Origin of the sequence: Kribbella sp. C-35 (genome assembly GCF_046549195.1) — a bacterium.
Taxonomy (GTDB): Bacteria; Actinomycetota; Actinomycetes; order Propionibacteriales; family Kribbellaceae; genus Kribbella.
The window spans coordinates 881,649-895,759 of the sequence record NZ_JAJPWG010000002.1; the positions used below are offsets into that span (position 1 = coordinate 881,649).

Consider the following 14,111-nt stretch of genomic DNA (forward strand, 5'->3'; position numbering starts at 1 on the left):
CGTGTGCGTCAGCCGGTGATGCCGGGCTTGCCCGTTTCCAGGTGGCCGGAGAGACGGCGGCGGTACGTCGGGTCGTCGGGAGTCGTGACCTCCACGTCGTACCAGCCGCTGTCGGTCGGCCAGAAGAGCGGGCGGGACTGCTTGCCGCGGAGCTCGATCGTCGTGGTCTTGCTGCCGTAGCCGCGAGCCTTCAGCTTCACGGTCAGGGGTTTCCTCGAGGCGTTGACCAGGTGCAACTGGAGGGCGCCGGCGCGGTTCTCGATGCGTACGTCGAGGCCCGCCGCGGGGCCCGAGGACGAACCGGCGATCTCCGCCCAGAACCGGTTCGGGCCCTGCACCGCGAGTTCGAACGGACCGTCGACGGGGATCGCGACCACGGTCGGGTTGTCGCCCGGCGTCTTGTCCGCGTGCGTGTGGTGGACGTCGAAGTGCGCCGGCGCCGGGAGTTCGCCGCCGTACGGATAGACGGCGAAGTGCGCCGACTGCGCGCCGTGGTTGCTGAGGGCAAGCATCAGCTTGCCGTCGGCCACCGATCCCGAAACCGCCGGTCCGTAAGGGAGTGCGCGGGCGGGACGCCGACCGGGCTCCTGCGCCGGCACCGCCTGATCGGTCGGCGGCGCCGGGTGCCAGCGGTTGATGGGCGCCGGGACCGGGCCGGGCTTGTCGACGGACGGCTGCCGGTAGCTGCGGTCGAAGTCGAACGTCGAGGTCAGGTCACCGCAGACCGTCCGGCGCCAGGAGCTGATGTTCGGCTCGCGGACACCGGTCCAGCGTTCGAGGAACCGCAGTACCGAGGTGTGGTCGAAGACCTGCGAGTTCACGTGACCGCCGACCGTCCACGGTGACACCACGGTCATCGGGACTCGCGGGCCGAGACCGATCGGCTTCCCGGCATACCAGTCGTCGCCCTCACCCGAGGGAGGCTGCGGCGCGACCGGCGGCGGGACGTGGTCGAAGTACCCGTCGTTCTCGTCGAAGTTGATCATCAGGACGGTCTTCGACCAGGTTTCCGGGTCGGACGCGATCGCGTCGAGCACGTCGTAGATCAGGTTCGCGCTGCCGACCGGTGTCGACGAACCGGGGTGCTCGGAATCGACCGCGGACGGCACCAGCCAGCTCACCTTCGGCAGCGTGCCGGCCTTGATGTCGGCGCGCAGCCGCGGCACCAGCGACTCCGGCTCGGACCGGTACATCGCCTTGCGGAACAGCTTCTGGTCCGCGGCCGGGAGCTTCTCGACGGCCAGGGACAGCTGCTGCAACGCGATGGCTCGCTCGGCCTCGGTCTTCGCGAACAGCTTGTCGTAGAACTCCTCGGTCGTCCGGTACCCGCCCGGCACGTTCTCGAGGATCTTGTGCCCGATCTCCTTGAAGGTCTTGAAGTACTCGACCGCGTTGTCGGTGAAGTTGTCCCACTCCTGGTAGATCTGCCAGGAGACACCGGCCTGCTCCAGCCGTTCCGGGTACGCCGTCCAGTCGTAGCCGGCGTGGTTGTAGTCGTACGCCGCGTTCGTCACCGCGCGCTTCGTCGTACCGGGCTCGTAGCCGGTCGTGCCGGACCACAGGTAGTTGCGGTTCGGGTTGGTCGAACCGTTGACCGAGCAGTGGTACGCGTCGCAGATCGTGAACGTCTCGGCGAGCTCGTACTGCAGCGGGATGTCGCGGCGGTCATAGTGGGTCATCGTGGCGGCTGTCTTGGCCTGCACCCAGTCGTCGTTCCAGCCGCCTGCCCAGGCCTGCGTGGCGTCGCTGTAGCCGTGGGCCAGCGCGCCGAGGTACTGGATGTCGTCCGGGTTGCGGCCCGCGTCGGCGGCGGCCTTCCGGAGCGAGAAGGGCAGCACCTCGCCGCCGCCCGTCTTCGGCTGGTGGAAGATGCTCTTGCCGTTGCGCAGCCGCAGCGGCTGACGGTCGCCGTACCCGCGGATTCCGCGCAGCGCTCCGTAGTAGTGGTCGAACGAGCGGTTCTCCTGCATCAGCACGATCACGTGCTCGATCGCGCGCAGACCACCACGCCTCACTGGTTGCGCCATCGCGGTGTGCAGTGACGGTGGGAGCAGCGAGACCGCTGCCCCACCCGCCACCGAACCGAGCACCAGGCGCCGGGAGATCTCAGTCATGGTCCGGACCTTATGGGTGGCCCGTAGCCGAAGCGAGACCTCGAGATGAACAGCTATCCGCGTCGAGCGATTGCTGCATCCCGCAGCTCTTGGAGCGTCTGCTCGGTCGTCTCCCAGCTCATGCAGGCGTCGGTGATCGACTGGCCGTAGACCAGCTCCCGCGTCGGGTCGAGGTCCTGGCGACCCTCCTGCAGGAACGACTCCAGCATCACGCCGACGATCGCCTGGTTGCCGGCCGCGACCTGCGCACCGATCTCCTGCGCCACCAACGGCTGCCGGCGGTGGTCCTTGCGGCTGTTGCCGTGGCTGGCGTCGATGACCACGCGCTCCGGCAGCCCCGCCTTGCGGAGGAGGTCGACCGCGCCGGCGACCGACTCCGCGTCGTAGTTCGGGCCACTGTCCGAGCCACGGAGTACCAGATGGCAGTCCGGGTTGCCGCGGGTGTGCAGGATCGCTGGCGCGCCGTCGTGGTCGATACCGGTGAAGACGTGCGGTACGGCGGCTGCCTTGATCGCGTCGACGGCGGTGGCGATCGAACCGTCCGGACGGTTCTTCATCCCGATCGGCATCGACAGGCCGGACGACAACTGCCGGTGGACCTGGCTCTCCACGGTCCGGGCGCCGATGGCACCCCAGCCGACGGTGTCCGCGATGTACTGCGGGGTGATCGGGTCGAGGAACTCGCAACCGGCCGGGAGCCCGAGCTCGCTGACCTGCACGAGCAGCCGCCGGGCGATCCGCAGACCGCGGTTCACGTCGCCGGAGCCGTCCAGGCCGGGGTCGTTGATCAGGCCCTTCCAGCCGAGGGTCGAGCGCGGCTTCTCGAAGTACACCCGCATCACGACAAGGAGGCCGTCGGACAGCCGCTCGGCGACCGGCCGGAGGCGTTCGGCGTACTCGAGCGCCGCGTCGGCGTCGTGGACCGAACACGGGCCGACGACAACCATCAGGCGGTCGTCGACGCGGTTCAGTACGTCGGCCACCGCCTGGCGACCGTCGGCAACGGTTCGGGCGACGTCGTCGCTGAGCGGGAACTCGTCGTGCAGGGCGAGCGGGGTGACCAGGGGAACGGCCTTCTCGATTCGTCGGTCGACGACTCGGGACTGTTCACTCGGCTTCGGGAGGGTGTTCATTCTGGGGACCTTTCCGCCGGTCCGTATGCGTGCGACGCAGTCAGCCGGCTGGGAACGAGAAAAGGCAAGGACGGTTGTCCTTGCCTTCGTGCCGGCTCTGGTGTGTGCGGGTGGGCGTCAGCGATCGGCCGAGTCGCCCGGCACCAGGGCCGGCCACTCAAAAAATCGCCAATAGCTGCGCTTCACGAGGACGACAATAGCACCCATGAACATCCGTACCGCCCATCGAGACGAGCTCCCCGCTCTCCAGGAGCTCGAGCTTGCCGCCGGCGTGCTGTTTCGCGAGATCGGTATGACGGACGTTGCGGAGCATCCGCCGCCCGCGGTGGAGGTCTTCGAGGAGTTCCGGCAGGCCGGGCGGCTGTGGGTCTCGGTCGACGACGCGGACAAGCCGACCGGCTTCGTGTTCGTGAAGCTCGTGGACGGCGGCGTACACATCGAGCAGGTGAGCGTGCATCCGGATCAGCACGGGCACGGCATCGGGCGAGGGTTGATCGAGTACGTCGGAACGTGGGCCGCCGAGCAAGGGTTTCCGGTGCTGACGTTGAGCACGTTCCGGAGCGTGCCGTGGAACGCGCCGTACTACGCGCGTCTCGGGTTCACGGAGCTGCCGGCCGCGGAATTCACGCCCGGGCTGACCGAGATCCTGGCCGCGGAGACAGCCTTCGGACTCGACCCCGCGGAGCGCGTTTTCATGCGTCGGCCGGTTGCTCGCCAGTAACCACCTCATGGGTGGCTTCGTTGATCGCTGCAAGACCGGATCGAGACATCGGGGAGTGCAGCAGGTGGTGAGGCCGCGAACCTTCGAGTTGGTTCGGTACCGAGATCCCAGTGGCGTGTCCGGGACCGGCGTGGTGGCGGAAGGGTGTGAGTTCACCGACGGCTCGGTGGCCCTGCGCTGGCGCGGCGACAACCCGGCGACGGCCGTCTGGCCGAACGTCGACGCAATCCTGGCCGTGCACGGCCACCAGGGCGCGACCGAGATCCGCTGGATCGACGCACAGACTGCACAGACCGGGCCGGCGGCGCCTCGGGCCGGCGTCGACAACCTCTTCGACGAGCTGCACCAGGTGCGGCCGCCGGCGTCCCTGACCGACTCGCCGCCGCCCGGCCACACCCGTGGATGGGCGGGGGCCCGACATCTCAGGTAGAACATGCCCGTGACTCAGATCTACCTGGTCCGGCACGGTGAGCCGGACTACGAGCCGATCGATTCCCGCGGCTGGCCGGGGATGGCGGCCGACTCCGCCCCACTCACCGCGCTCGGGATGAAACAGGCCGAGGAACTCGCCGACCTGCTCGGCGGCATCCGCGCGACGTACCTGGTCAGCTCCCCGTTCACCCGGGCCCTGCACAGCGCCGCGATCATCGGCCACCGGCTCGCGCTCGGCGTGAAGGTCGACTACGACCTGCGCGACTGGTTGCCGGACCACACCGGTCTGTGGCGCAGCGCCGCCGACGTCCGCGCGGCCCAGGCCGAGTTCGAGGCGTACGACGGGGAATGGCCGGACGGCATCCAGCGATCCTGGGAGCCACTGTCCCGCGTCCGCGAACGCGCCCGCGCCGCCCTCGCCCGGCACACCGCCAGCACCGACGGACCGGTTCTGGCGATCACGCACGCGACGGTGATCCGGGCCCTGACCGGCGAACGGAACACACCCCACGGCACCCACGAGCACTACCGATTCGACCCCGAAATCGGTGCCTGAGGCATCTGCACGTGCAGACGAACTTGCACCGTTAAAGTGACTCATGTCACATCAGGTGATGACGTGAACACCCCGCCCGCCTGAAATCCCCCGATCACGGGCCGCGACGGCACGCGGCGATAACGAATGGCCCGAACTTCGAGACAACAAGGGTTGAACTCGCTCTGAGATGAGCATAGTTTTCACCGAGCGCCCGTCCGCGCTTACGGTGAGTCATAGGAGGTTGCCATGTCGAGAGGGATGCCTCGTCTGCCCCGCCCGCTCATGGATCTGTGGGACTGGCAGTCGCAAGCCGCATGCCGGGACGTCAACCCGGAACTCTTCTTCTCACCCGAATCGGAGCGTGGCGTTCGCAAACGCGCCCGCGAGATGGTGGCCAAGTCGCTGTGCGGCACCTGCCCGGTCCAGCCCGAATGCCGCCAGCACGCCCTCGCCGTCGGCGAGCCGTACGGCGTCTGGGGCGGCACCACGGAGTCCGAGCGCGACAACACCCTCCTGCCCGAACACCGGAAGTCCGCCTAGGTCCCAGCCGGCGAACCGCGTAAGGCCTGTGTGGAAAACTCAGGCCTTACCTTCGTCGGTCTCGGACGGGGAGTCCTCGGACCCCTTGGTGTCCTTCGGTTTCTTCGGTGTCTTCGGTGGTTGCTTCGGCTCGTCCGCCGGGTCCTCGGGCTCGGGCGGTTTCACGGTCGTGCGCGGGTCCCGGTAGCGATCCAGTGACTTGAGGAAGTCCGGATCGTCGTCCGGCGCCGTCGGTCGCGCGGGCGGCTTCGACGGTTCCCGCCGTACGACGCTCTCCTGGCGGTTGAGGTGCGCGCGCGACATCAGCAGCCAGACGATCGGCCCCGCGAACGGGACGAACACGATCAGGACGATCCACAGCAGCTTCGGCAGATGCGGCACGTCTTCGTCGGGTGTCTGGATGCACGAGAACAGCGCGTAGACAGTGAGCACCAGGCTGATCAGGAACGGCAGAAATCGGACCACGTTCCAACAGTACGGCTACTGCGGGCACACGCCGTATCAGCGAGCGGATGTGGTGAGTCCTCGGGCGCGCAGCACCGAGTTCTCCAGCGGCCGGAAGACCAGCAGTTCGATGCCGACGCCGACCACGAAGATCAGCACGATCCCGGCGAACACCATCGAGATGTCCGACAGCGACATGCCGTTGTGCAGGAACTGCCCGAGGCCCTCACCGAGCTCCGGCGAGGTCGCGATCAGCTCGGCCGCCATCAGCGACCGCCAGGAGAACGCCCAGCCCTGCTTGAGCCCGCCGAGGAACCCGGGCAGCGCAGCCGGCAGCAGGATGTACCGGATCCCGCCGAAGCGGCCGGCCCCGAGCGCCTTGCCGACCCGCGGCAGGATCGGCGGCACCTGGTCGAGACCGGACACCAGCCCGTTCGCGATCGACGGCACCGCGCCGAGCAGCACCACCCAGTAGATCGCGCGGTCGTTCAGCCCGAACCACAGGATCGCCGCCGGCACCCACGCCACCGAGGGCAGGCTCTGCAGCCCCGACACGAGCGGCCCGATCCCCCGCCGTACGACGCGGATGTTCGCGATCGCGAGGCCCAGCGGTACGGCGATCAACAATGAGATCGCGAACCCGATGACGGCCCGGTGCACGGACACCCAGAACAGCTCGACGATGTCGCCGCTCGTCACCAGCTGCCAGATCTGACCCCAGACGGCCGCCGGCGAGGGCAGTTTGAACTCGGGCCAGAACGCTGCGGCCCACAACGCCTGCCAGATCGCCACCAGGACGACGATCGCCCCGATCGGCGGCAGGACGCGCGCGGCAATGCGCCGTACCCGCGAACCCTCGGGCGCGTTGACGGGTGTGTCGAGGGCGTCCAGGCCGGCCTCGACGGATCCTTCCTGGACGTCAAGCGGCATGACTGCTGATCACCTTGCGCAGCGCGGTGTTGATCTCGTCAACTGCATCAGGTGCGTCGTCCACATCCCACTGCTGTACGACGCGCCCAGGACGCGACGACAGCAGTACGACGCGTTGCCCGAGCCGCACCGCTTCGCGGACGTCGTGTGTGACGAACAGGATCGCCGTACCGGTCGCACGCCAGATCCGCAGCAGCTCGCCCTGGAGTACGTCGCGAGTGATCGCGTCGAGCGCCGAGAACGGCTCGTCCATCAACAGCAACGACGGCTTGCCCGCGTCCGCACTGTCCGTGGTTGATGCAAGCGCGCGGGCCAGGGCGACCCGCTGCCGCATGCCGCCGGACAACTCGTGCGGCCGCTTGTCGCCGAGGCCTGCAAGCCGCACCAGCTCCAGCAGCTCCGCGGCCTTGGCCCGCCGCTGCGTCTTCGGTACGCCGGCCATTCGCAGCGGAAGCTCGACGTTCCCGGCCGCCGTCAGCCACGGCATCAGCGCGGCCTCCTGGAAGACGACCGCCGGGCGCGACGAGTTCAGCTCGATCCGGCCGCTCGTCGGCCGGTCCAGACCGGCGACCAGGTTGAGCAGCGTGGTCTTGCCGCACCCGGAGGCGCCGAGCAGGCAGACGAACTCGCCGGCACCGACCTCGAGGTCGACGCCGTCCAGCGCGACCACAGCCTTCCGGCCGCTGCCGAACGCCTTCCCTACTTGGTGAAACCGCACCGGAGTGAGCTGGTTGGGCGGCGCGTCGACTGTGGCGGTCATCGAGCTCTCCTTACTACTACTGGCCTGCTACTTGACTGCTACTTGGCGTCCAGGCCGGCGGCGTCGACCGCCGGCTTGCCTGCCTGAGTGAGGACCTCGTTCAGCGGTCCCAGGTCCGCGAAGCCGGCCACGTTCGGCGCCTGCTTCGCGATCCCCGCGGTGACCTGGTCCTTGGCCAGCTGCGGGAAGGTGGCGGCGATCGGGTCCGCGGTGATCTTGATGTGCTGCCATGCCCGGTCGATGACCGCCGGCTTCAGCGCCTTGCCGGTCGCCGCCTTGAGCTGGTCGTTCACCACGGTCTTCGCCTGCGCGGCGTCCGACGTGCTGAAGTCGATCGCCGCGTTCAGGCCCTTCAGCAGCGCCGTCACCGTTGCCGGGTGCTCCTTCAGGAACTGCGTCCGGACGATCAGTACGGTCGTCGGGAACTGCCCGTTCGGCCACAGCGTCGCCTCGTCGAGCAGCACCTTCGCGCCCGCGTCCAGGACCAGCCGGGACGACCAGGGCTCGGGCAGCCAGGCCGCGTCCACGTCGCCCTTCTTGAATGCGTCCAGCGTCTGGGCGTTCTCCAGGTTGGTCACCTTGACCTTGCCGGTCAGCTGGTTCTCGGCGAGCCACTTCTTCAGCGACACGTCCTGCGTGTTGCCGAGCTGCGGCGTGACGACGGTCTTGCCGACCAGGTCGGCCGGCTTGGTGATCGTCGGCTTGACCACGAGCTGCGCGCCGCCCGAGGTGGCGCCGGCGATCAGGCGGACCGCCTCGCCGTTCGACTTCGCGTAGGCGTTGATCGCCGGGCCGGAGCCGATGAAGGACGCGTCCAGCGAGCCGCCGAGCAGCGCGCCGACGGCCTCGGGGCCGGCGTTGAACTTGGTCGGCACCAGCTTCGTGCTGCCGAGTTCCTTGGTGAACAGGCCCTTGCCGAGGCCGACCAGTGCGGCGGCGTGGGTGACGTTCGGGAAGTAGCCGAGCCGCAGCTCGGTGGCGGGACCCTTGTCGCTTGACGCGGCAGCGGACTCGTTGCCGTCGGCGCGCGAGCAGCCGGCAGCAGCGACGGTCAGCGCCAGGGCGGCGGCGAGCAGGCGGAACGGACGGATGGCGGAGATGCTCACAGGAAGACCTTTTGTCTTGAAGGAACGTGAAGTTCAGGAAATGGGCTCGAGCTCGGATTCGTCGAGCAGTCGTTCGGCCTCGCGGACGGTACGGCGGGCCGCGGCGCGGACGCCGTACGTGACGATCGCGGCCCAGCCCAGGACGAGGGCCGCGTAGACGGCGTACCGCGGGCCGGTGGTGACGTCGAGGCCGTTCAGCACGGTGCGGGCGTTGGTCAGGATCAGCACCAGGCCGACCCCGACGCCAAGCCAGCGGGTGGCCAGCCGCGACACCAGCCAGGCGGCGAGCGGGGCCGCGATCACGCCGCCGATCAGCAGCGCGGCGACGATGCCGAACGGCAGGTTCTTCCCGCCCAGCCCGAACAGGAATCCGATGCTGGCGGCGACCGACACCAGGAACTCGGCGGCGTTCACCGAACCGACGGCCCGGCGCGGCGCCAGCTTGCCGCTGGACAGCAGCGCGGAGTTCGCGACCGGACCCCAGCCGCCACCGCCGGTGGCGTCGATGAAGCCGGCCACCAGACCGAGCGGGCCGAGGAACTTCCCGGCCGGGCGGCCCTCGATCACCGCCCGGACCTTCCCGGTACCGAACCGGACCAGGATGTAGACGCCGAGCAGGAGCAGCAGGCCGGCCACCCACAGGGACGCCGACTCGGTCGAGAGGCTGGACAGGAACGTCGCACCGGCGAACGCACCGACCGCGCCGGGCGCCCCGATCAGCGCGACGACGCGCCAGTCGACGTTGCCGAACCGCCAGTGCGACAGGCCGGAGGCCAGCGTGGTGCCGACCTCGGCCAGGTGGACCGAGGCCGAGGCGACGGCCGGGGTGATCCCGGTGATGAGCAGGGCGGTGCTGGCGGTGACGCCGTACGCCATGCCGAGGGTGCCGTCGACGAGCTGGGCGATCGAGCCGAGCAGCGCGATCAGGACGAGGCGACGCATGGATGTACTCCTACGGAACGGGGAGGAGACGGGCAGGAAGGTACGCCGTCGTTCAACAACCCGAGGAGTTCACGCGCAGCAGATCGACGTGCCGGCGCCGTGTGAGGGCGTCTCCGGGCGCGTTCGTGATCAGCTGCATAGGACTATGAAAGCGGACAAAGTCGAGCAAGATGCTGAGGTTTCAGTATTTGGACCTGTCAATCACTTACCGAGACAACCGATCAAAGGTGATCATCGGCCGGATCTGGTCAGACGGTTGAAAGCCGGGCGCGCGACTGCCTACGGTCCTCAGCGTGCTGACTCCTCGATCTCTCAAGACCGAGTACGCCGCCCAGCCACTCGGCGTCGACGTCCCTCGGCCACGCTTCAGCTGGGTCGCCGTCGCCCCCGGGTACGGCGCGACGCAGACGGCGTACCAGATCCTGGTCGCCTCTGCGCCGGAGCTGCTGACGCCGGAGCGCGCCGACGTGTGGGACTCGGGCAAGGTCGAGTCCGCGCGGACCTTCGGGATCGAGTACGACGGCCCGACGGCGGCACGCACGCGGTACTACTGGACCGTCCGACTCTCTGACGACGGCGTTGGCGAGTGGGCCGAGCCTTCCTGGTTCGAGACCGGGCTGCTCGACGAGGGGTTCGGTGCCGCGCAGTGGATCGGAGGCGCGACCGAGAGCGCGCCGCTCCTCCGGCGCGGGTTCACGGTCGACGGGACAGTCACGCGCGCCCGGCTCTACGCGAGCGGTCTCGGGTACGCCGATCTGCGGCTCAACGGGCACGCAGTGAGTGACGCCGTACTCGATCCGGGATTCACCGCCTACGACCGCACTGTCCTCTATGTCACGCACGACGTGACCGAGCTTCTGCAGGCGGGCGACAACGTGGTCGGCGCCGAACTCGGGCGTGGCTTCTTCGGACTGACCTCGGTCAACGTCTGGCGCTGGCACGACACCCCGTGGACCGCCGATCCGCGACTCATCGTCCGGCTGGTCGTCGAGTACGACGACGGCCGCGTGGACGAGGTGGTCACGGACGAGACGTGGCGCATCACTGGCGGGCCGACGCTGTCGGACTCGCTGTACACCGGCGAGACGTACGACGCGCGGCGTGCGCTGCCCGGCTGGGATGCGGCCGGGTTCGACGACTCCGCCTGGTCCGCCGCATCGGTCGTCGAGGCGCCCAAGGGGAAACTGACCGCACAAGCCCACGAGCCGATCCGGGTGGTCGAGACCGTCGACCCGGTCGACGTCACCGAGGTCCGGCCGGGCGTGTGGATCGTGGACTTCGGACGGACCGTGGCGGGCTGGACCAGGCTGTCCACCACTGCCCCGGCCGGGACGACGATCAGCCTCACGCACGGCGAGACGGTTGCCGATGGCAACGTGGAGGCGTGGAACGTGCACGTCGACGGCGACCGGATCCAGCGCGACGAGTACATCGCGGCCGGCACCGGGGTCGAGACCTGGGAGCCGCGGTTCTCGTACAAGGGCTTCCGGTACGTGCAACTCGAGGGCGCGGCCGCCGACCTGCAACTGCGGGTGGTGAACTCGGACGTCCCGTCGGTGACCCGGTTCGCCTCGACGCAGGCGCCGTACGAACAGTTCGAACGGGCGATGCGGCGGACGATCCTCAGCAACCTGCATGGGATCCCGACCGATACGCCGTACTTCGAAAAGAACGGCTGGACCGGCGACGCGCAGGTCGGCGCGCCGACGATGCTCGCGACCTTCGGCCTGGCGCGGTTCTTCACCAAGTGGCTCGGCGACATCCGGGACAGCCAGGCCGACTCCGGGCAGCTCCCGGTGATCGTGCCGACCAGCGGCTGGGGCTTCACCGACCTCTCCCCCGCGACCGAATGGCCGACCGTCTATCCGTTCCTGCTGCGCGAGATGTACCGGTGGTACGGCGACGAGCGGCTGCTCCGCGAGCACTGGGACTCGCTGACGCGCTACCTCGCGTGGGAGCTGGACCGCGTCGAGGACGGGCTGTCGGTGAGTGTGCTCGGCGACTGGCTGCCGCCAGGGTTCGGAGGTGGTCCTGCACCGGAGGACCGGCGGTTGACGGGTACGGCGTACCTCTACCGGGCGCTCGTCGTCGCGGCGGAGATCGGCGAGTTGATTGGACAGCCCAACGAGTACCGGAAGGCGGCGGAGGAACTCGCTGACGGGCTGAACCGGACGTTCCTGGATCGCGCCGAAGGACGGTACCGGTCGGCCGACGACCCGGACTACCGGCAGACGTCGAACGCGGTCCCGCTGGCGTTCGGGATCGTGCCGGACGAGTTCGTCGAGCAGGTCGCGGCCGGGTTGGCCGCCGATGTCGAGGCGCGTGGCTTCCATCTCAACACGGGCTGCCTGGGCGTCGGCGTACTGCTGCCGGTGCTGACCGCGCACGGGTACGGCGACGTGGCAACGAAGGTCGCGCTGCAGCGGAGTTACCCGAGCTGGGGTTACTGGTTCGACCTCGGCGCGGACACCATGTGGGAGAAGTGGGAGGACGACTCGCGGTCGCGCAACCACTACTTCCAGGGCACCGTCGTGCAGTGGATCTTCGAGAACGTCGCCGGGCTGCGCGTCGTCGACGCCGGGAGCGAGCGGATCGTCGTACGGCCGGATGCCCGCGACGAGGTGGACTCGGCGAGCATCCGCACCGAGACGATCCGCGGGCGCGTGGCGGTCTCGTGGAAGAAGACGGGACGGGTGCTGTCGCTGGACGTGCACGTGCCAGTTGGTACGACGGCCGAGGTTCATGTGCCGTCGGCGCGGACCGCGGATGTCGACGCCGTACCGCGGGCGTTCGCGGGCTCGGCGACGTACGCCGACGGGTACACCATCTACACCGTCGGTGCTGGGCAGTGGTCCTTTACGAGCCGGTCCGCTTCGTGAAGATGAGGTCGCGGACGTCGCGGCCCTCGGCCTGGGCTCGGGACTCGAACTTGGTGACCGGCCGCCATTCGGGGCGCGGAGCCCAGCCGTCGTACTGGTTACGGAGCGAGGGCTCGGCCTCGCACGCCTCGAGCATGCGGTCGGCGTAGTCTGCCCAATCCGTTGCCAGGTGCAACGTTCCGCCCGGCTGCAGGCGGTCGGCGATCAGCGCTACGAACGGCGCCGTGACGAGTCGGCGTTTGTGGTGCCGCTTCTTCGGCCACGGATCCGGGAAGTAGATCCGTACGCCGGCCAGCGCGCCCGAGGCGACGTGATCACGCAGGAAGTCCACCGCGTCGCCCTGCAGCAGGCGGACGTTGTCGAGGTCGTACTTCTCCACCCACAGCATCAGCTGGCCGAGACCGGCCGGGTAGACCTCGGCGGCCACATGGTTGACCTCGGGGGCGGCGACGGCGAGCTGCGCGGTCGCCTCCCCCATCCCGGAGCCGATCTCCAGCACGGTCGGCGCCGTACGGCCGAACCACTCGGCCAGATCCAGCTCGCCAGGCGGCAGATCCTCCTGTGTGCGACCGAGCTCAGGCCACCGTGTCTCCCAGACGCGCTTCTGCCCCACCGTCATCCGCACGCTGCGGCGGACGGTGCTGAAGACACCGACTTGCCGGACCTGATCTGTTGCTCCCACCAGGTGAATTCTAGGAGAAGGTGATCTCCAGGGTTCGCGCGGTCTCCAGGTAGGTCTTCAGGTTGGCGAGGATCGGGGCCCAGCCGTTCCGCCAGCCCTCGACGGTGTCCTCGGCGATCTCGTCGTGCACGACCTTCAGTTTCACTACGTTCTTCCCGGCCGGCTCGATCGTGAACGTCACCCGACCCGGGTCATCCGTCTGGGCTGCGTTCTTGAACGTGTACGCCAGCGTTTTGGGCTCGTCGTACACCAGGACCTCGCCGGAGTCGGACAGGCTGTCGTCCGCGCTGTCGTAGAACCGCACCGGCGAACCGACCGTCCAGTCGGACTCGATCCGGCGGCCGAACCAGTACAGCTTGGTGAACGCTCCCGAGGTGAGCGCTTCCCAGAGCTTCTCCGGGGTGGTCTCGATGTAGGTCACGTGAATCATGGCCGGTTTGCTCATTTCTCCTCCAAAGCAGCCTTGAGCGCGCTGAGCGCACGCAACTTGTCGCGTTCGTAGTTGCTCAGCCACCGCTCGGCGATCTCGTTGATCGGCACCGGGTTCAGGTAGTGGTGCTTGTGGCGTCCGCGTTTGACCGTGACCACGAGGTTCGCGTCCTCGAGGATCCGCAGGTGCTTGGTCACGCCCTGCCGGGTCAGGTCCGGCAGCAGCTCGCACAGCTCCTGCAGGCTCTGCCCGTTGCGCTCCCGCAGGGCGTCCAGCAACCGCCGCCGCCCCTCGTCGGCCAACGCCTTGAACACCAGCTCCACGACTCGACCATAGGCAACTAAAAGGTTGCCTGTCAATGCTGCGGACCGAAGGACGGGTAGTGGTCGGCTCCGGCGTGCAGGCGCGGGCGGGCGGAGTGGGTAGATCGGACGTCGGGCGGGAGGACTACCCGTTCTTC

16 protein-coding genes are annotated in these 14,111 nt (G+C 68.7%); 5 read left to right on the forward strand and 11 right to left on the reverse strand.

Translation table 11 applies throughout. The features are described 5' to 3' along the window. Positions 1-8 precede the first annotated feature (8 nt). The gene (locus ACLJOO_RS16715; protein WP_410788081.1) at positions 9-2,114 is read right to left on the reverse strand and encodes a phosphocholine-specific phospholipase C; all 2,106 of its coding nucleotides are present in this window, start codon (positions 2,112-2,114) and stop codon (positions 9-11) included. Between the two features lie 53 nt (positions 2,115-2,167). After that, a complete protein-coding gene (locus tag ACLJOO_RS16720; RefSeq protein ID WP_410788082.1) occupies positions 2,168-3,247 on the reverse strand; it encodes a 3-deoxy-7-phosphoheptulonate synthase in 1,080 nt (359 codons plus the stop codon). Positions 3,248-3,452: 205 nt separating this feature from the next. Between ACLJOO_RS16720 and ACLJOO_RS16725 the strand changes: the two genes are divergently transcribed. From ACLJOO_RS16725 to ACLJOO_RS16740, 4 genes are all read left to right on the forward strand, one after another. Beyond that, on the forward strand, positions 3,453-3,968 hold the full coding sequence (locus ACLJOO_RS16725; protein WP_410788083.1) for a GNAT family N-acetyltransferase: 516 nt from the start codon (positions 3,453-3,455) through the stop codon (positions 3,966-3,968). A gap of 64 nt (positions 3,969-4,032) precedes the next feature. Further along, complete coding sequence (locus ACLJOO_RS16730; protein WP_410788084.1) at positions 4,033-4,398, forward strand: hypothetical protein; 366 nt, start codon at positions 4,033-4,035, stop codon at positions 4,396-4,398. A gap of 9 nt (positions 4,399-4,407) precedes the next feature. Continuing rightward, positions 4,408-4,956 (forward strand): histidine phosphatase family protein, encoded by a 549-nt coding sequence (locus ACLJOO_RS16735; RefSeq protein WP_410788085.1) that lies wholly within the window; start codon positions 4,408-4,410, stop codon positions 4,954-4,956. Positions 4,957-5,184: 228 nt separating this feature from the next. After that, positions 5,185-5,478, forward strand: coding sequence for a WhiB family transcriptional regulator (locus ACLJOO_RS16740; protein WP_130380423.1), 294 nt, complete (start codon positions 5,185-5,187; stop codon positions 5,476-5,478). A gap of 39 nt (positions 5,479-5,517) precedes the next feature. On the opposite strand, the gene ACLJOO_RS16745 is transcribed toward ACLJOO_RS16740, so the two are convergent. The 6 genes from ACLJOO_RS16745 to ACLJOO_RS16770 are packed head-to-tail and all read right to left on the reverse strand — an operon-like array spanning position 5,518 to position 9,799. After that, complete coding sequence (locus tag ACLJOO_RS16745; RefSeq protein ID WP_410788086.1) at positions 5,518-5,943, reverse strand: PLD nuclease N-terminal domain-containing protein; 426 nt, start codon at positions 5,941-5,943, stop codon at positions 5,518-5,520. Between the two features lie 36 nt (positions 5,944-5,979). Further along, positions 5,980-6,852: an ABC transporter permease gene (locus ACLJOO_RS16750; protein ID WP_410788087.1), complete on the reverse strand. Its 873-nt coding sequence runs from the start codon at positions 6,850-6,852 to the stop codon at positions 5,980-5,982. Beyond that, on the reverse strand, positions 6,842-7,612 hold the full coding sequence (locus tag ACLJOO_RS16755; protein ID WP_410788088.1) for an ABC transporter ATP-binding protein: 771 nt from the start codon (positions 7,610-7,612) through the stop codon (positions 6,842-6,844). The genes ACLJOO_RS16750 and ACLJOO_RS16755 overlap by 11 nt, the downstream gene beginning before the upstream one ends. Positions 7,613-7,650: 38 nt before the next feature. Continuing rightward, positions 7,651-8,718 carry an ABC transporter substrate-binding protein gene (locus ACLJOO_RS16760; protein ID WP_410788089.1) on the reverse strand — a complete coding sequence of 356 codons (1,068 nt, stop codon included), beginning with the start codon at positions 8,716-8,718 and terminating at the stop codon, positions 7,651-7,653. A gap of 33 nt (positions 8,719-8,751) precedes the next feature. After that, positions 8,752-9,660: a sulfite exporter TauE/SafE family protein gene (locus tag ACLJOO_RS16765; RefSeq protein ID WP_410788090.1), complete on the reverse strand. Its 909-nt coding sequence runs from the start codon at positions 9,658-9,660 to the stop codon at positions 8,752-8,754. A 52-nt stretch (positions 9,661-9,712) separates the two neighbouring features. Then, the gene (locus tag ACLJOO_RS16770) at positions 9,713-9,799 is read right to left on the reverse strand and encodes a putative leader peptide (RefSeq protein ID WP_410788681.1); all 87 of its coding nucleotides are present in this window, start codon (positions 9,797-9,799) and stop codon (positions 9,713-9,715) included. Positions 9,800-9,953: 154 nt separating this feature from the next. Here ACLJOO_RS16770 and ACLJOO_RS16775 point away from each other — a divergent pair, with 154 nt between their 5' ends. After that, a complete protein-coding gene (locus ACLJOO_RS16775) occupies positions 9,954-12,539 on the forward strand; it encodes a family 78 glycoside hydrolase catalytic domain (protein WP_410788091.1) in 2,586 nt (861 codons plus the stop codon). Here ACLJOO_RS16775 and trmB read toward each other — a convergent pair. From trmB to ACLJOO_RS16790, 3 genes are read right to left on the reverse strand one after another with little or no spacing between them, the layout of a single operon-like run. Beyond that, positions 12,517-13,221 (reverse strand): tRNA (guanosine(46)-N7)-methyltransferase TrmB, encoded by a 705-nt coding sequence (trmB, locus tag ACLJOO_RS16780; RefSeq protein WP_410788092.1) that lies wholly within the window; start codon positions 13,219-13,221, stop codon positions 12,517-12,519. The two genes, ACLJOO_RS16775 and trmB, sit on opposite strands and share 23 nt — an antisense overlap. Positions 13,222-13,231: 10 nt before the next feature. After that, positions 13,232-13,666 carry an SRPBCC family protein gene (locus ACLJOO_RS16785; RefSeq protein ID WP_410788093.1) on the reverse strand — a complete coding sequence of 145 codons (435 nt, stop codon included), beginning with the start codon at positions 13,664-13,666 and terminating at the stop codon, positions 13,232-13,234. Next, positions 13,663-13,974 (reverse strand): ArsR/SmtB family transcription factor, encoded by a 312-nt coding sequence (locus ACLJOO_RS16790; protein WP_410788094.1) that lies wholly within the window; start codon positions 13,972-13,974, stop codon positions 13,663-13,665. Before ACLJOO_RS16790 ends, ACLJOO_RS16785 begins: the two co-directional genes overlap by 4 nt. Positions 13,975-14,111 lie beyond the last annotated feature (137 nt).